General features: G+C 68.2%; 10 protein-coding genes. 1 reads left to right on the top strand and 9 read right to left on the bottom strand.

All coding sequences use genetic code 11. The features are described from left to right. The first annotated feature begins 7 nt into the window (after positions 1-7). Entirely contained in the window at positions 8-1,549 is a 1,542-nt protein-coding gene (locus tag OVA31_RS18605; protein ID WP_267628090.1) for a phospholipase C, read from the top strand. A gap of 76 nt (positions 1,550-1,625) precedes the next feature. Here OVA31_RS18605 and OVA31_RS18600 read toward each other — a convergent pair whose 3' ends face one another. The 9 genes from OVA31_RS18600 to OVA31_RS18560 form a co-directional block, all read right to left on the bottom strand. Further along, positions 1,626-7,907: a non-ribosomal peptide synthetase gene (locus OVA31_RS18600; RefSeq protein ID WP_267631597.1), complete on the bottom strand. Its 6,282-nt coding sequence runs from the start codon at positions 7,905-7,907 to the stop codon at positions 1,626-1,628. Further along, the gene (locus tag OVA31_RS18595; RefSeq protein WP_267628089.1) at positions 7,790-9,211 is read right to left on the bottom strand and encodes a condensation domain-containing protein; all 1,422 of its coding nucleotides are present in this window, start codon (positions 9,209-9,211) and stop codon (positions 7,790-7,792) included. The genes OVA31_RS18600 and OVA31_RS18595 overlap by 118 nt, the downstream gene beginning before the upstream one ends. Then, positions 9,208-10,038, bottom strand: a complete 831-nt coding sequence (locus OVA31_RS18590) for an ABC transporter ATP-binding protein (RefSeq protein ID WP_267628088.1) — start codon at positions 10,036-10,038, stop codon at positions 9,208-9,210. The genes OVA31_RS18595 and OVA31_RS18590 overlap by 4 nt, the downstream gene beginning before the upstream one ends. Next, positions 10,035-11,096 carry a FecCD family ABC transporter permease gene (locus OVA31_RS18585; protein WP_420714075.1) on the bottom strand — a complete coding sequence of 354 codons (1,062 nt, stop codon included), beginning with the start codon at positions 11,094-11,096 and terminating at the stop codon, positions 10,035-10,037. Before OVA31_RS18585 ends, OVA31_RS18590 begins: the two co-directional genes overlap by 4 nt. Beyond that, the gene (locus OVA31_RS18580; protein ID WP_420714074.1) at positions 11,093-12,136 is read right to left on the bottom strand and encodes a FecCD family ABC transporter permease; all 1,044 of its coding nucleotides are present in this window, start codon (positions 12,134-12,136) and stop codon (positions 11,093-11,095) included. Before OVA31_RS18580 ends, OVA31_RS18585 begins: the two co-directional genes overlap by 4 nt. A 3-nt stretch (positions 12,137-12,139) precedes the next feature. Further along, the gene (locus tag OVA31_RS18575) at positions 12,140-12,988 is read right to left on the bottom strand and encodes a siderophore-interacting protein (RefSeq protein ID WP_267628086.1); all 849 of its coding nucleotides are present in this window, start codon (positions 12,986-12,988) and stop codon (positions 12,140-12,142) included. A gap of 12 nt (positions 12,989-13,000) precedes the next feature. After that, positions 13,001-14,761, bottom strand: a complete 1,761-nt coding sequence (locus OVA31_RS18570) for an ABC transporter ATP-binding protein (RefSeq protein WP_267628085.1) — start codon at positions 14,759-14,761, stop codon at positions 13,001-13,003. Continuing rightward, positions 14,758-16,419: an ABC transporter ATP-binding protein gene (locus tag OVA31_RS18565; protein WP_267628084.1), complete on the bottom strand. Its 1,662-nt coding sequence runs from the start codon at positions 16,417-16,419 to the stop codon at positions 14,758-14,760. Before OVA31_RS18565 ends, OVA31_RS18570 begins: the two co-directional genes overlap by 4 nt. A gap of 76 nt (positions 16,420-16,495) precedes the next feature. Beyond that, positions 16,496-17,518, bottom strand: a complete 1,023-nt coding sequence (locus tag OVA31_RS18560) for an ABC transporter substrate-binding protein (protein ID WP_267628083.1) — start codon at positions 17,516-17,518, stop codon at positions 16,496-16,498. Positions 17,519-17,546 lie beyond the last annotated feature (28 nt).

Raw genomic sequence — 17,546 nt, 5'->3', positions numbered from 1 at the left:
ATCGAACATGGCGGGTACGCCATTTGCAGGTCTGTCACGCCGCGAGTTCCTCGCCCGGGTGGGTGCGGTCGGAGGTGGCGCCCTCCTGACCTCCTGGGCCGGGCCGATCATCGACCGGGCATACGCGTCGGCCGACCCAGCCGGTACGGGATCGCTCGACGACATCGAACACGTCGTCCTGTTCATGCAGGAGAACCGGTCGTTCGACCATTATTTCGGAACCTATTCCGGCGTACGAGGATTCGGTGAGAAGTCGGCGGCCTGGAAGCAGCGCGGCTGGGCACCGGGCGTCGGACCGACCAGCCGCGGCCACACCCTGCCGTTCCGGCTCGACACCCGCAACGATGCGAACCTCGACGGCGAGTGCATCAACGATCCCGACCACTCGTGGGAAGGTATGCACCGGTCGTGGAACGGCGGACGCAACGACGGTTGGCTGCCGATGTCGATCGAGTCGGTCGGGCCGGCCAACGCCCCCGCCCTGATGGGCTACTACGAGCGGGAGGACATCCCCGTCCACAGATCCCTCGCCGAGGCGTTCACGCTGTGCGACAACTATCACTGCTCGGTCCTCGGGCCCACCGATCCCAACCGCCTCTACTGGATGAGTGCGAGCATCGACCCGACGGGCGCCCACGGCGGCCCGCTTCTCGAAACCCCCACGCTGATACCGAAGTTCGTCTACTCCTGGCGCACCATGCCGGAGAACCTGCGCGACGCCGGGGTGAGCTGGAAGATCTACAACAACCGGGATCTCGGACCGGTGTCGTCGGTCGTCCTGGACGGGATGATGGGGTGCTTCAAACAGGCGCAGAACCCGGGCTCGGAACTGGCCCGACGTGGCATCGCGCCGACCTACCCCAACGACTTCGCCGCCGACGTGGCGGCCGATCGGCTGCCGAAGGTCTCCTGGGTGATCCCGTCGGCGATCAACTGTGAGCACCCGGCCCTCCCCGCCGCCCTCGGAGCGGTGGGGATCGTCGAACTCCTCAACATCCTCACCTCCAACCCGGCGGTGTGGGAGAAGACGGCTCTCATCATCTCCTACGACGAGAACGGCGGCTTCTTCGATCACGTCACCCCGCCCACGCCGCCTGCGGGTACCGCGGGCGAGTTCGTCAGCGTGCCCGACATCGCGAAGGTGCCGTCGTCGAAGGGCATTCGCGGTCCGATCGGGCTCGGCTACCGGGTCCCGTGTTTCGTGATCTCGCCATACAGCCGAGGCGGTCTGGTGGCATCGGAGACCTTCGACCACACGTCACAACTCCGATTGATCGAGCGGCGCTTCGGCGTCGACGTCCCCAATCTGACGCCCTGGCGCCGGAAGACCGTGGGTGACATGACGTCCGCATTCGACTTCGCCCACCGGCCCAACGCGGCTCGTCCGCGATTCGGTGACCCGGTTCCCGGCGCCCAGAACGCGCTGCTCGGCTGCGGGCCGAACGTCGCCGCAGGCACTCTCGGACGTGGGCGCCCCTATCCGGTTCCGCCCAACCACATGCCCCGGCAGCAGCCCGGGACCAGAAGGGCACCCAGCGGGATCGTCTGAGCACTCACTCGCCACCGTTGTCCTGCTGGTCTCGGGTTGCGACGACGCCAACCGATCACCGGAGCGGAGGTCGCGGTCAGCGCCCGGCACCGCCCTCCAGTGCGCCGATCCACCGGTGCAACAACGCGTGCGCGACATCGTGGTCGGGCGCGACGATCGTGAGATCTGCGGTGTCGTCGCAGTACCGGAATCGCGCGACGACCGAATAGTCCTGTTCGATCCCCTCGCGCCTGCCGGGTCGCGCCGACTCGCCGACGATCTCGGTCATCAACACCGGAGCGTGGCCGACTCGCTTGAGCGCCTTGCGAGCTGTGCGGTTTCCATGACGCAGCACGGCACACCATGCACCCGCGGCCTCGTCGTCACCCACAACGAGTTCGCTTCCGTCGATGCCGGTCGATGGAACGGGTGCCGTGAACGAGCCGACGACGCCCGCGCCATCGGCTCCGAGCAGCGTCCGCAGGTCCGTGTCGACGTCGAGCGAGGCGTCGCCGAACTCGGCGCCGAGCGCGGAGACAAGCGCATCCCGCAGCATCGCCGGATCGGCTGTCGGGACCACCCCGCTCGCGCCCACCGCGTCGTCGCCCGGCGCCGGACGCCCGGGCCTCGCATCGCCCAACGCGGCGGCACGGGTCGCGAGGTCCGCGGCGAGCTGATCGGCATCCGATGATCGCGCGCGCTCGTCCAGAGTTGTCGCGGCGTCGACGAACGACAACGACGGTGTCTGCGGTGTGGTCTCGCTGCGGGCCCGCTCGGCCGCGATCCCGGCGATCTCGGCGATCTCGGATGCCACCTCATGAAGGGATCGCCGGTCGAGCGCGACCTGGTGTGCAGCGAGCACGACCGCCGAACCTCCGTCGATGTCGATGACCTCGGCGGCAACCGGCGTCCCCTCGGTGAGGCGAACCCGATCGACGGCGCGGTGGGCGGCATCGGCCACGCTCTGCGCCGGCGTCTCGTTCACACACGGCACCGCCCGGGGCTCCGGCAGCACCTCGGCCACCCACACCAGTTTGTTCTTCGGGGTGACCCGCATGCGCAGCGCCTGATATCGCCGTGCGGCGGCGTCGAGGGTCGCGGTCACCGCGGCGGTGTCGAACCGGCCTGCCCGGACGACCTCGGTGATCACGCAGTCATCGATTGGACGGCCGGACGCCCGCAACCGTTGTATGACCGTCGTCGACGGGATCGGGATCACCTCGGCGGCCGGGGCCGCCCCGCTGATAGCCGCGGTGTCTGCGACGACGGCCTCTGCTCCCGCAGCACAGGCTGCAAGCGCCGCAACCGTCCGCTGCTCGAGCATCTGCCGTGACGTGATCTGCAGACCCGTTCGCACCGCCGCGGCCACGACCCGTAAGGAGGCGATGCTGTCGCCGCCGAGCTCGAAGAAGTCGTCGTCCACTCCGACCGTGTGCAGGTCGTCGGAGTCGAATCCGAGCTCCCGCGCGAAGATCTGCCGGAGTGCGCGTTCGTGATCGGTACTCGGTTCACGGTGCGGCGCCGCCCGGTCCGAGGTCGGCGATGGCAGCGCCCGCCGGTCGATCTTGCCGTTGGGGTTGAGCGGGAACCGATCGAGAATCACCACGGAGGCGGGGACCATGGTGTCGGGCAGCCGCCCGATCAACGCCGATCGCAACTGAGCCCCGTCCGAGATCACCACTCCGTCCCCGTCGCGACGCAGGGTCACGTATCCGGCGATCATCGTCGTGCCGGTGACCTCCGACGTCGTGACCGTGACGACAGCCGTGTCCACCGCGTCGAGTGACTCGAGCACCGCAGCGATCTCGCCGGGTTCGATGCGGACGCCCCGCACGGTGACCTGATCGTCGGAACGACCGGCGAGATGCACCGTGCCGTCGCGGCCCCAGCGGGCGAGGTCGCCGGTTCGGTACAGCCGGGATCCGGGTTCGCCGCCGAAGGGGTTGGCGATGAATCGCGCCGCCGTCTCCGGCCCGCGGCCGTGGTAACCGTCGGCCAGATGTGCTCCACCGACGTACAGTTCGCCGAGGACGCCTCGTGGCACTGGCCGCAGCCACCGGTCGAGCAGGTAGACCGAGTTGCCCCGCAGGGGTCGGCCGATCGGTACCGGCCGCCCCGATTCGGCAGACGGCGTGTCGACGCCTTCCAGACCTGTCACGTCACCCGCCACCTCGGTGCAGCCATACAGGTTCACCACGGTCGCGTCCGGTGTGCACGCGATGATCTGACGTGCCGCCGCCGCGGTCATCTCCTCACCCGAACACACCCACCGGCGGACGGTCCGCAGCATCTCGGGATCGACGTCGGCAACGATCCGCGCGATGGTCGGGACCGTGACCAGCTCGGTGACCCGATGCCGGGCGATCGCCGCAGCCAGTGCCGCAGGGTCGCGCGCGGTCTCGTCGTCCGCGATCACCGCCGCCCCGCCTGCGCAGAGCACACCGAAGAGCTCGGTGGTCGCGTCGACGAATCCGACCGCCGACTTCGCGAGCCCGACAGCGTGGATTCCCACGCCGAAATCCCTGGTGGCCAACTGAATCCGGTGTGCCAGCGCGGCGTGCGAGAGCACCACACCCTTGGGTTCACCGGTGGAGCCCGAGGTGTAGAGCAACATCGCCGTCGATCGCGGACGCGGTGCCGGCCCGATCGTCGCCGACCGCGCGACATCCGGTCGCCCAATGTCACCGACCCGCACGATGTCATCGACGCGAACGGCTTCCCGGTTCGACAGCACGTCGGCCCGTCGGTCCGCGGTGTGCTGATCGGTGAGCACCACGACGGCACCGGAGTCGTCGAGCACATGGCGGATCCGGTCTTCCGGATGGTCGGCGTCGACGGGGACACAGGTCGCCCCGACGCGCAGTACCGCGGCGATCGAGACGGGCAGGAGCTCGCTGCGCGCCATGAGTACCGCCACGTGATCGCCGGTGGCCACTCCGTGTGTCTGCAGGTGCCCGACGACGGTCCGGATCGAGGCGTCGAACTGCCGATGGTCGATCGCCGTGTCGCCACAGATGATCGCCGGGCGATCGGGATGCTCCGCGGCGACTGTGCGCAGCATCGCGTCGATCGTGGTGGGTGCCTCGAGCGACGCGGGCCCGTGGGCCCACTGCTCGAGGATCTGCCGACGCACGTCGCCACCGCAGACGTCGACGTCGGACAGGCGCAAGTTCGGCGCCGACGCGACGAGCCCCAGTAGCGAACTAAGGGACCGGGAGATCGATTCGGCCGTGTCGTGGTCGAACAGCGCACTCGCGTAATCGATCCGCACCTCGGTGACCCCGCACGAGGCATGCTCGGTGACATCGACGGTCAGGTCGAACTTCGAGGTGCCGGGGTCGATCGGGGTCGCGTCGGTGTCCAGCCCGGCGAAGTCGGGAATCCCCCAGTTCGCCCGGTATTGCACCATCACCCCGAAGAGTGGGTGCCGGCCCATCGAACGCCGCGGCGACGTCGCGTCGACCACCGCCTCGAACGGGATGTCCGACCACGCCATGGCCTCGAGGTCGGCATCACGCACACGACTCACCACCTCCGAGATCGTCGGGTTGCCGGTGAGATCGGTACGCAGGGCCACCATGTTGACGAAGAAGCCGACCAGATCGTGGACCGCCGCGTCGTCACGACCGGCCACCGGCGTCCCGACGACGATGTCGTCGCCGGCGCCCATGGTGGCCAACGTCATCGCCACCGCCGCGTGCATCAGCATGAACATCGAGACCCGCTGGTGGCGTGCGGCTTCCCGCAGGGCACCGACCACCTCGTCGTCGAGGCGGAAGCCCACGCGGCCGCCGCGATAATCCGTCACGGACGGCCGCGGGCGATCGTAGGGGAGGTCGAGTTCCTCGGGTGCACCGGAGAGTCGCCGACGCCAGTACTCGATCCCACTGTGCAGTCGCGGATGTCCGCGCAGTGCCCGCTGCCAGTGCGCATGGTCCCGATAGGTCACCGGGAGTGGCCGGAACTGCGGTGCACGACCGTCGAGTCGTGCCAGATACGCGTGGGAGAGATCGTCCACCAGCAACGGCGACGACCACTCGTCCCCGGCGATGTGGTGGACGAGCAGCACCACGGCACAGGAGTCGTCCGGCCCTGATCTGTCGTCGATCAGGAACGCCTTGACGGGAATCTCGCCGCTGAGGTCGAATCGATGTGCGGCACAGTCGCGCACCTCGTCGTCGACGGTGCGATGAACGACATGATCGTCGAGGTGACGGACGACCACCGGCAGGTGGACGTCGGTCATCGGCAGAACTCGCTGCCACGCTCGTCCGTCCCGGTCGTCGACAATGATCGTCCGGAGCGGCTCGTGACGCTCGATCACATCGCGCAGCGCGGCCTCGAGCGCCGTCTGCTCGGGTGTCGTGTCGAGTCGCAACACGATCGGGATGTTGTATGCGGCGGTGGCTCCCTCCAGCCGGAAGAGGAACCACAGACGTTCCTGGGCCGTCGAGAGTTCGGTGTCCTCGGCTGACGGTCCCCGCGCGAGGACCCGCGGTATCCGTTGGCCGTCATCGACTCTCCGGCTCTCGTCGATCAGAGCGGATACTCCGGCAACCGTCGGATGGTCGAACACATCCCGCATCTCGAGATGTGCGTCGAACTCCTCGGTCAGCCGGTTGAGCAACCGGGTCACGAGCAGGGAGTGGCCGCCGAGCGCGAAGAAGTCGTCCTGCAACGAGGTTCCGCCACGTCCGAGGATGTCGGCGAACGCCGTTGCGACGGCTCGCTCGGTGGCATTCGATGGTTCGGCACCGGGATATGGGTCCGCAGCCCAGACCGGCTCGGGCAGTGCACGGCGATCCACCTTGCCGTGCGCCGACAACGGCATCTCGGGGATCGGCATGATGAGCGCGGGCATCATGTGCGACGGCAAGGTCGCCGCGATGTGCGCTCGCACCTCTGCGAGATCGAGCGGCAACTCGTCGGTCCCGGTCTGTGACGGTTCTGCTGTCACGTAGGCGACCAGGGTGACGTCGGCATCTGGTCCGTCGGCGGTCGCGACCACCACTGCCTGATCGATCCCACGCGCATCGGCGAGTGCGCGTTCGACCTCGGCGGGCTCGACGCGGACGCCACGAACCTTGACCTGATCGTCAGTGCGGCCGATGACCCGCAGTCGACCTGTGAAATCGAGCATCACGAGATCCCCGGTGCGGTACATCCGCTCCCCTGGCCGGGTGGGATCCGCGAGGAATCGCTGCGCCGTCTGATCGGGTCTTCCGAGATAGCCGCGCGCGAGCTGCACCCCGCCGATGTACAGCTCGCCGACGTCCCCGGTTCCGACCGGCCGCAGCCAGGGGTTCAGCACCATGGCCCGCATCCCGGGTACCGCAGTACCGATTCCGATGGACTCGCCGAGGGATACCTCGCTGTAGGTCGCATCACCGGTGACCTCGGTGGAGCCGTACGAGTTCACCAGTCGGGCACGGTCATTCCGTGCCACTCGGCTGACCACCGCGGCCGGCAGCGGCTCGCCGCTCGACACCCACAGGTCCAGATCGGGCGCGCCCGCCAGCCGGTCATCGCCGGGAAGGTCGAGGAGTTCCCGGATCAGGGACGGCACCGCCGTCAGATGCGTGACGCGATGCCGACGGAGGAGATCGGCGATCGCTCTGGGGTCACGCGCCGAACCGGCGTCGGCGAGCACGATCCGGTCGCCGCGCAGGAGCGCTCCCATCACCTCGGTGATCCCGTCGATGAAGCCGACGGGGCTCTTCCACAGCGAGGTCCGGCCGTTGCCCCCCGAAGGTGCGTTGCCGTCACCCAACCAGCTCTCGGCGGCCCACCGCAGGCGGTTGACCATGGCCATCTGCGTGACCATCACCCCCTTCGGGGTCCCGGTGGAACCGGAAGTGTATGCCACACAGGCCAGATGGTCGGGCCGTACGACGGCGGTACGTCCCGCCGCATCGATCGGGGTCGTCGCCAGTTGGCTAAGCCGTGCGCGCGTTGCCGGGTCATCGAGCGTGAGGCACGGCAGCCGTGATCGGTGTGCGATCCGGCGTCCGGTCACCAACAGCCGGGGACGGGCGTCGGTCACGATGTGCTCGACGCGCGACGGCGGATAGTCCGGATCGACGGGAACCGCGGCGGCGCCGGCCAACGACACGCCCAGCATCGCGACCACCGCGGATTCATCGCGCGGTAGGAGGATCGCGACGCGGTCGTCGGGGCGGACACCGTCGGCGATCAGCATCCGGGCGAGCTGCCAGGCGCGGCCATGGATCTCGGCCCGGCTCAGTTCCCGCTCGCCCGCGATCACCGCGACGCCACCGGACTGCCTGGCAAGCGCCCGGCAGAGTTCGTCGACCAGAGTCGACGAACCGGACACGGCACCGGGCGATCCGGTCGCCGCCGCGGCGCCGGCGCAGCCCACCCCGGCCACCGCCATCCCCGGGCAGCCGGTTGTGCGGCCTCCTCGACGTAGGCGACGATGTCGGCGCCGAGCACGGCGAGCCCGGTCGCGTCGAGGACGGATTCGTCCCCGTCGAATTGGAATTCGATCTCGCCGCACAAGGTTCGGCGGATCGTGATCGTCATCTCCTCCACCGGCCCCCGGGCCAGCGAATGGACCTCGGTGTCCACGTCGCCCAATCGCAGTCGGTCGTCGACGGCCTTCACGTTCAGCCAGATCCGTGGCCGCCCGTGGCCTCCGAGGCGGGCGATGTCCTCGCCGCGAAATCGCGCGTGTGGCCGGACCCGGCGGACGCCGTGCACCGCCGCCTCCGTGACGTCGGTGACCGACGACCACGCGGATACCGTGAGGCGCAAGGGAACCACGTTGACCACCATGGTGGGCACCGAGATCGCCGGCGAGCCCAACCGATTCATCATCGGGTACCCCAGCACAACCTCATCGGTCCCCGTCCGTCCCGCGATGAACGCGGCGACCAGCCCGGTGACCGCGTCACTCCACGAGCCGCCCTGCTCACGTCCCAGCTCGGTCAGATGATCGGCGGCGGTGCCACCGATCGTCCGGGTGTGCGAGAGCACCGACGACGTCCGCTCGCGGCCCGCATGCCGTACGAGGGACGCGACGGCGTCCGCCGCCAAGACCTCGCCTGCCCAGAAGGTCCGATCGCCTTCCCGGTCCCCCGAGTCTCGATAATGGTTCTCGTGGTCGAGCACGTCCTCGACCGGACCGAACCACGCCGGCCGTGGTTCGGTGTCAGAGGTCGTGGCGGCGTACAACTCCGCAGCGCGGCGACCGAGCAGGCCGAGGCCGAAGAAGTCGGTGACGATGTGGTGGGCGCGGACGAACACGATCGCCGGGGACTGTCCGCCGGTCCCGGCAGCCAACCGCAGGACGACGGCCTCGAAGCATGGGTCCGTGGCCGGGTCGACCGGCTCGCGGCTGCGCCTGCGCATCCAGTCCCAGGCTGCAGCCCGTGGATCGTCGTGACCGGAGAAGTCCAGCACCGCAACCGTGTCCACCTCGTGTCGGCCGACGCTCTGCACCACCTCTCCGCCGACCATGCCGAAGGAGGCCGACAGGCCGGGTGCCTCACCGATCGCGCCTGCGACCGACGAAGCCAGCGCCGAGAGTTCGACGGGCGCCAGGCATTCCCAGGCCTGCGCCACCACATACGTCGACGAGGTGCCGATCAGCTCCTGCCCGTACCAGATCCCGGCCTGCGCGCCGGTCACCCCGTGCGTACTCGTCAGATGCGCCGTCATCATGTGCCTCTCAGTCGTGGGATGACCAGCGGTGTATGGGATTCCGGATCGTCGATGATCCGGCACCGGAGCCCGAAGACGTCCTCGATCAGCTCGGCGTCGACGATCTCGGCGGGCCCGCCCTGCGCGACGATGCGGCCCGATTTCATCGCGACCAGGTGATCGGCGTACCGGAACGCGTGATTGAGGTCGTGCAGCACCGCCACCATGGTGCGGCCGCGTTCACGGTTGAGCTCGGCACACAGGTCCAGGAGCTCGATCTGATGGGCGATGTCGAGGAACGTGGTCGGCTCGTCCAACAGGACGAGAGGTGTCTCCTGAGCCAGCACCATCGCGACCCACACGCGTTGGCGCTGGCCTCCGGACAACTCGTCGACAAGACGGGAGGAGAGATCTGTGACGCCGGTCGCGTTCATCGCGTCCTGCACCGCGGTCTCGTCGTCGGGGGTCCATTGCCGGAACATGGACTGGCGCGGGAACCTCCCGCGCGCGACGAGCTCGGCGACCCGGATTCCTTCGGGCGCAACCGACGTCTGCGGGAGCAGCCCAAGCCGCCGGGCGACCTCCTTGGCCGGGTACGAACTGATCGACCTGCCGTCGAGGACCACCGCCCCCGATCGCGGTTTGAGCAGTCGCGACAATGCCCGCAGCAGTGTGGATTTGCCGCAGGCGTTGGGACCCACGATGACGGTGAACTCGCCATCCGGGATCTCGATGGACAACGACTCGCTGATGACCCGCTCGTCGTAACCGATGGTGATCCCGTCGGCCCGGAGCCGATGTCCAGGGGTCGCCGTTTGCAATGCCGCGGTGGGCGGTGTCGTACTCATTGTCGTCGCGCCTCTTGCGCCAAGAGCCAGATCAGATAAACGCCGCCGATGGATGCGGTCACCACACCCACCGGAAGCTGAGTGGGGGCGAACGCATGCTGGGCGATGTAGTCGCTCGCCACCAGCAGCAGGGCTCCCATCGCCGCCGCAGGTGCCAACGGCACACCCGCGCTACGGGTCAGCCGGCGTGCCAGTTGTGGTGCCGCCAACGAGACGAAGGCGATCGGGCCGGCCACCGCCGTCGCGACGGCGGTCAGTGCGACGCCGAGCACGATCACGAACAATCGCGTCGGCTCCACGCATATGCCGAAAGACCGTGCGGTGTCGTCTCCCATTTCCATCAGCGGTCCGAGATAGCCGGCGATCAGGATGAACGGCACCAGGACCAACGTCACGACGAGCGCAGGCGTCGCGTCGGCCCAGGTGATGCCGTTGAGGGTGCCGGCGCCCCAGGTGGCCGCCGACATCGCGTCGTCGAGATCGGCCTTCAGGATCAGCCAGGTGTTCAGCGACGCCAGCATCGCCGAGATGCCGATCCCCACGATGATGAGCCGGAACCCTTGCACTCCCCGCTTGAACGCGAACAGGTACACCGCCAGGGCCGTCGCGACGCCACCGACGAGTGCACCCGCCGCCGTGCCATAGCGGTGATCGCTGCCCACCACGAGGATGACCACCAGCGCACCGGTGTAGGCACCTGTGTTAAACCCGATGATGTCCGGGCTGCCGAGTGGATTCCGGGTCAGCGACTGGAAGATCGCGCCACTCATGCCGAGGGCCGCGCCGAGTACCAGGGCCGCCGCCACCCGTGGCGCTCGCCACTGCGTGATCACCAGCCGCTCGAATCGGGTTCCGCCACCGAAGATCGTCTCGATCACCCGTCCCGGCGGCACGTGATAGTCACCGGTGCCGAGTGCCAGGACGGATACCAGCAACGCGAGCGCGATGAGGATGAGCACGACGATCAGCGCGCGCACCCCGATCCGCAGGGACGGTACCCCGGACCGGCCGCGCAGGACCACCACGGAGCGGCCGAAGTCGATGTCGGTGCCGGTCACAGGCCGCTCGCTTTCGCCCTGCGTACCAGGATGATCAGAACCGGTGCCCCGATGAACGCGGTGATCACACCGACCTGCATCTCTCCCGGCCGGATGACGACCCGACCGATCACGTCGGCGAGCAGCACCAGGATCGCGCCACCGACGATGCTGTATGCCACGATCCATCGTTGATCGGGGCCGACGATCCAACGCGCGATATGCGGGATCATCAGACCGACAAAGGAGATCGGACCAGCGGCCGCGGTCGCTGCGCCGCACAGCAGGGTCACCGCGACCGTGCCGAGAGCGCGGGTCAGGTTCACATTCGCCCCCAGGGACCTGGCGGCATCGTCGCCGAGCGCGAGCGCGTTCAGCGACCGGGCCACCACCACCGCCAGCACGAGGCCCACGACGATGAAGGGCAGAACCGCACCCGTCACCGAGAGATCGCGGCCGGCGATGGAACCGGCTCGCCAGAAACGCATCTCGTCGAAGGCCTGGGGATCGAGCAGGGTCAGGCCGGTGGTGATGCCGGTGAGCAGTGCACTCACCGCCACACCCGAGAGAGTGAGCCGGATCGGCGACGGGGCCGCCCGGCCCATGGAACCCAGCACGTACACCACCACGGCCACGATGGCCGCGCCGGCGAAGGCGAACCACACGTACGACCAGATCCCCGTCAATCCGAGCAGCCCGACGGCGATCGCGACGAAGAACGCGGAACCGGCGTTGACACCGAGCAGCCCCGGATCGGCGAGCGGATTGCGGGTCATCCCCTGGATGAGCGCCCCGCCGACCCCGAGCGCCATTCCGACGACGAGTCCGAGAACGGTACGGGGCACACGCAGTTCGCGGATGATGATCTGATCACCGGAATGATCGAACGCGAACAACGCGTGCCACGCGGTTTCGATCGGTATCGTCTTGGCACCGACCGCGATACTGAGCACGCAGACCACCACGAGCAGTCCGATTCCGACGATTGCCCCGATCGCGCGCCGCGTGTTGGAGGCAGCGACCGAACGTTCCTCGGTGACGAGTTCCTGTGTTGCCACCAACGGTCAGTCTTCGCCGTCGCCGGGATCGTGATGGTCGAGGTTGACGGTACCGCTCCGCCAGTAGCCGTCGACCTTGATCCGGTCCTTCGGTAGCCCGAGCTCGCGCCGGAGGTAGCGCCGGATCGGCTTGAGGGTGTTGGCCTCACCGGCGATCCAGGCGAAGTACTCCCCCGTCGGGAGATCGAACTCGCGGATGGCCTGCTCCAGCAGCGGGCTGTTACCGGGCTCGGCGCCGCGCCGGTGCAGATAATGCACCTCGGCATTGGTCCGCATCTCCAGGGCGACTTCCGCTTCCGGGTCGGCGACCTCGATGAACGCCACGACGCGCTTCCCGGTGGGCAACTCCTCGAACCACCGGCCGATCGCCGGCAACGCGGTCTCGTCGGCGGCGAGGAGGTACCAGTCGTACCCGACGGGATAGATGTGGGACCCACGCGGACCGAGCATGCCCAGCCGGCCACCGGGCCGCGCATCGGCCGCCCAGGAGCCGGCCACTCCGTGGGTGTGCAGCACGAAGTCGATCACGACCTCGGCGCGTTCGGCATCGAACGCGCGCACAGTGTAGTCGCGATAAACCGGGCGAGGGCCGTCGGTCGAGGGCTCGATGCCGTTCGGTCCGATCGCAGGCATCACGATCTCGTCCGTGCCGGGCTGGGGGAAGAACAGCTTCACGTGCTCGTCAGGTGCCATCGGGACGAAGTGGAAACCCTCGGGGTCGGTGCACGCGAAGGTGATGCGTTGCATCTGCGGGGTCAATCGCTCCGAACGGATCACCTCGAGGTATCTCGGTGTGATGCCGTACATGACCAGATTGATCTCGGTCTCGTGAGGCTCGAGCGGGGCTGTGCTCATCTCATCTCCTTGTCATCGGGGAGTCGTCGGGGAGTCGTCGGCCGGATCGGATCGGCCGGGTTCGTCGTGGTCGCGCCAGAACCGCGCATACCGCTCGCTGCGCGCGGTCAGTTCCTCGTGAGTGCCGACCTCGCAGACCGTACCGTCGTCGAGGAAGACGATGGTGTCCGCGTTCCGGACCGTCTGGAGCCGGTGCGCGATGATCAGCCGGGTGCGACCTTCGCCCAGGTGCCCCAACGCATCTCGCACGGCGGCCTCGTTTTCCGGGTCGAGAGCCGAGGTCGCCTCGTCGAGGAGGACAACGGGCGCGTCCTTGAGCAGGGCCCGAGCGATCGAGACCCGTTGCCGCTCACCGCCGGAGAGCGCCGTGCCCCGATCGCCGACCGAGGTGTCCCAGCCGAGTGGGAGTCGTTCGACGATCTCGTCGAGTCGGGCAAGCCAGGCGATTCGCGCGAGTTCTGCTTCGGTGGCGTCCGCACGGCCCATCAGCACGTTGTCCCTGATGGACCCGTCGAACAGGTAGACGTCCTGGAACACGACCGAGATCTGCCGCATCAGGTCTGTGCTGCGGAGATCTCGCACGTCCGCCCCACCGAGCGCCACCTGTCCGGCGTCGACGTCCCAGAACCGCGCGGCGAGCCGCACCAGCGTGGTCTTGCCGGAGCCCGACGGTCCCACCACGGCACACATACCGCCGGACGGGATGGTCACGGACACACCGTCGATCACCGTGGCACCGTCGTTGTATCCGAAGGTGACATCACGGAACTCGACGCCCGCGTCGGCGATCGGCGCCGAGGTCTCCGGTTCGGCCAGCGGTTCGGTGTGGAGGATCTCGCCGACCTCGCGAAGGGTCTGTTCGGATGCCCAGATGACGCTGCCGGTCCGGCCGAGGGCGGCGACGGCGTCCACGATCAATGCCGCCAACACGACCAGGGAGATCCCCGTCGCGATCGGGACGGCTCCCTCCTGGATCCGCCACCACGCGGTGCACAGCACTCCCGCGAGCAGAATCGCGGTACCGACCGAGAAGGCGGTCACCCCGATGATCGCCCCGCGAAAATAGGTCGATGCAGCCCGGCGCACCTGATCGAGAGCCGCCCGCAGGTCGGTGTTCGCCTCGCCGAGCCGACCGTGCGCGCGCAACACCGGCTGCTGCTGTGCGAACTCGAGCACCCGGGCACCGATTTCCTGCGCCGCATCCGCACCGACCGTGTTGCCGCGCCGGAGCAATCGCGTTGCGAGGCGATAGGCTCCGCCCAGCAGTGCCAGGGCGAGGGCCGCGACGAGGGCGGTCGGCAGGTCGAGCACGGCGATGACCACCCACAGCGCCGCGGCGGTCGCGACGGCACGGACGTTGATAGCGACGATGCCGTTCAGCATCACCGCGAGCGACCTGGTCGCCTCGTTCAGCAACCGATGCAGCGCGTCCTGATGGACGGGCGTGAACCAGCCCAACGGCAGGGTCATCACGTGATCGCCCACGCGGTGGTGCAGCGTCGCGACCACGTCGGTGGTCACCGACCTCTGCCTGCGCATCGCCCATCTCTCCAGCGCCAGAGCGAGTCCACCACCGGCGGCGAACAATCCGGCCCACAGCCAGGCGCGTGGGAAACGGTCGGTGAACAGATCGGCGAACAGCGGCACCAACAACGCGAAACACGCGGCCTCGAGGATCGCGGCGAGCGCGACGACGACGAGCGCGCCGCGGAGCCGACGAGTCGCCTCGGTACCCACGACCGGCAGCAGACCGGCGAACACCCCACTTCTCATCGGATCGCCACCCCGTCGACGTGCCACATCTGTGCGTATCGGCCACCGCTGTCCACGAGATCGCAGTGTGTGCCGGATTCGACGATACGGCCGCCGTCGAGCACGACGATCTGATCCGCGGAAGTGATCGTCGACAACCGGTGGGCAATGGTCAGCACCGTCCGCCCTTCCATGAGACGTGACAGGGCGTCGGCCACAGCCGATTCGTTCTCCGGGTCCGCGGCCGACGTCGCTTCGTCGAGCACCACGACGGGAGTGTCGGCGACGATCGCCCGGGCGATCGAGACCCGCTGTGCCTCGCCACCGGAGAACGGCGCGTCGACGCCGATCACCGAGTCGTATCCACGTGGCAGTCGCAGGATCCGGTCGTGGATTTGCGCAGCGCGTGCCGCCGACTCCACGACGGCGTCGTCGGCGTCCGGCCGTGCGAGCCTGATGTTGTCGGCGACCGACATCCGTAGCAGCGCAACGTCCTGGAAGACGAACGACACCACCCGGTACAGGCCCTCGGGCGCGAGCTCGCGAATGTCCGTCCCGTTGAACGTGATCGTGCCGTGGTCCACATCCCAGAAGCGCGGGATCAGCCGGGCAAGGGTGGACTTGCCCGATCCGGACGAGCCGACGAGCGCAGTGGTGGTGCCCGGAGCCAGCGTGAGGTCAATGTCGTGGATCGCCAGTTCGCCTGGTGTGTAACCGAATCCGACACCGTCGAATCGCACGGTCACCGGATTCGAGACCGCTCGACCCGGGGCCCCGGTTGCGGCGAGCGGCGGCTCGTCGAGAATCCGGTCGACCCCGGCCAGCACCATCGCCGTCCGCCGCCAGGTCATCAGGGCGGTCGGGACCGCCCACACGCCGCGGGAGATGATCCACGACAGCAGCACGAACGCCACCAGATCGACCGGCTCCATCACGTCGGCGGCGACGAATGCGGTACCGATCAGCACCACCAGACCGAGCACCGACATCCAGGACGCCAGCACCGCCGTCATCCGTCCGCGGCGGAGTTGATCGTCCTCCCGACGGATGTAGCTGTCGGCGTATGCATCTGCGGCCGATCCGAACCTGTTGTTCTCCCGGTCGGCCATCCCGTAGACCTTGGCGACCGCGATGCCCTGACTCAGCTCCGTGGTGCGGGCGGCGAGGGTGGCGACGGCGTCCTCGTGGACCCGATCAGCCTCCGACGCCACGCCCAACCGACGCCATTCCAGCAGCGACGCGACGATCACCGGCACCGCCACGACGACGGCCAGCATCCACGAAACCGTGAACAGGTACGCCGCAGCCGCCACGGTGACGGTCAGATAGCGGGCGAGATTCGGCAGCGCCTCACCGACCGTAGCGGTCACGGTGGCGACATCGGAGTTGACCGTCTTGCGCAGGCGCGTGACCGCGTTACCACTGGTGAACCAGCCCAACGGGATCCGCGCCAGGTGATCGACGATCTCACGGCGCAGACCCAGCTCGATGCGCCGGCTCGCGGCAAAACTCAGGGAGTAGGAGCACGCGTGCACCACCGGCACCGCGAACAGGAGAGAAGCGGCCACGACGACCGGCGGCCACGAGATCACTCCCGTGTCCGCCGGCCGACGCACCGCGACGACGATGGCGATGTAGGTCCCGACGACCATCAGCGCGCAGACCATCTGCAACGCCATCGCGGCGATCACCTGTGCTCGTGCGGGTGAGGCGATGCGAAGGAATCCTCGGGACAATGGAGCGGCCAATTGCGCGTCAGTTCCCGTCGGTCGGAGCGGCGGGCAACTTGTCGAGCGAGGCCGACAGCGACTGCAGACTCTTGATGGCACCCGCGTACGTCTCCGACGACGCGTACGCCAGTGGGATCACTCGACCTGCGCGGACCGCAGGCAGGTTCTTCCAGGCCTCGGAGTCCAAGACCTCCTGCATCCGCGGGTACTTCAACGATCCGTCGGGATTCACCTGGTAGACGATCACATTCGCGTCCGCGAGATCGGACAGCCGCTCGATCGACACGATCTCCGACGTCTTCGTGGCCGTCCCGCCCGGGAACGTGATGCCGATGTCGTTGGCGATGTTCGTGGTGAACGAATCGTCGTACTCCCGCTGGTACGAGTCGGCCTGGGTGGAGTTGAACACCGCAAGGGCAGCGAACCTCTGTCCGGCGATCGTCTGGGCGTACTTCTGCTTCAACTGCGTTGCCAGCTTCTCGTATTCGACCTTGTCCTGATCGAACTGCTCGGCCCTCCCCGCGGCGTCGGCAGCCTTCTCCCCGACCGCTCGCCACTCGGTCGGGGTGGCAGGTCCGAGGCTCAACGTTGGCGCGATCGCCTGTAACTGCTCGTCGCTGATACCCGACTTGTAGGCCTTCTGAGGGAAGCCCGAGATGATGAGGTCCGGTTTCAGCGCGGCGATCTGCTCGTACGAGAGCTGTGTGCCACCACCGGCATTGGTCTTCGCGGTGCCGGTGGACAGCGTCGCCACCTTCTCGTAGCGGTCGATCGCGTCCTCGTCGACGATCGTACTGGTGTCGTAACCCGACGTCGCACCGACGACCGGCGCGTCGGCGATGAACAGCGACGGGATGACACGCGAGAGCGCGACGATCCGCTGCGGGTTCGCCGGGATCTGGAAGGTCCCGTTCGCGGCCTCGAAGGAGCGTGTCCCGCCGGAGCTCGTCGAGCTGTCGGCGCTGTCCGAGTCCCCGGATGAGCAGCCCGAAGCGACCAGTGCCGCCACCGCAGCGGCGCTCGCCATCGCCAATCGTAGTTTTCGCATGTCCTCGGTTCTCCATCTCATTCTCAGT

The sequence above is a fragment of the Gordonia sp. SL306 genome (assembly GCF_026625785.1).
Taxonomy (GTDB): Bacteria; Actinomycetota; Actinomycetes; order Mycobacteriales; family Mycobacteriaceae; genus Gordonia.
Note: the sequence above shows the minus strand (reverse complement) of the source record. Positions and strands in the feature narration are given on the sequence as shown.

Bases quoted from the DNA above. Each gene is read 5' to 3' on its own strand.
- OVA31_RS18565 (WP_267628084.1), bottom strand. From the start codon at position 16,419: ATGGCGTTGCAGATGGTCTGCGCGCTGATGGTCGTCGGGACCTACATC.
- OVA31_RS18605 (WP_267628090.1), top strand. From the start codon at position 8: ATGGCGGGTACGCCATTTGCAGGTCTGTCACGCCGCGAGTTCCTCGCC.
- OVA31_RS18595 (WP_267628089.1), bottom strand. From the start codon at position 9,211: ATGATGACGGCGCATCTGACGAGTACGCACGGGGTGACCGGCGCGCAG.
- OVA31_RS18570 (WP_267628085.1), bottom strand. From the start codon at position 14,761: ATGAGAAGTGGGGTGTTCGCCGGTCTGCTGCCGGTCGTGGGTACCGAG.
- OVA31_RS18560 (WP_267628083.1), bottom strand. From the start codon at position 17,518: ATGCGAAAACTACGATTGGCGATGGCGAGCGCCGCTGCGGTGGCGGCA.
- OVA31_RS18590 (WP_267628088.1), bottom strand. From the start codon at position 10,038: ATGAGTACGACACCGCCCACCGCGGCATTGCAAACGGCGACCCCTGGA.
- OVA31_RS18575 (WP_267628086.1), bottom strand. From the start codon at position 12,988: ATGAGCACAGCCCCGCTCGAGCCTCACGAGACCGAGATCAATCTGGTC.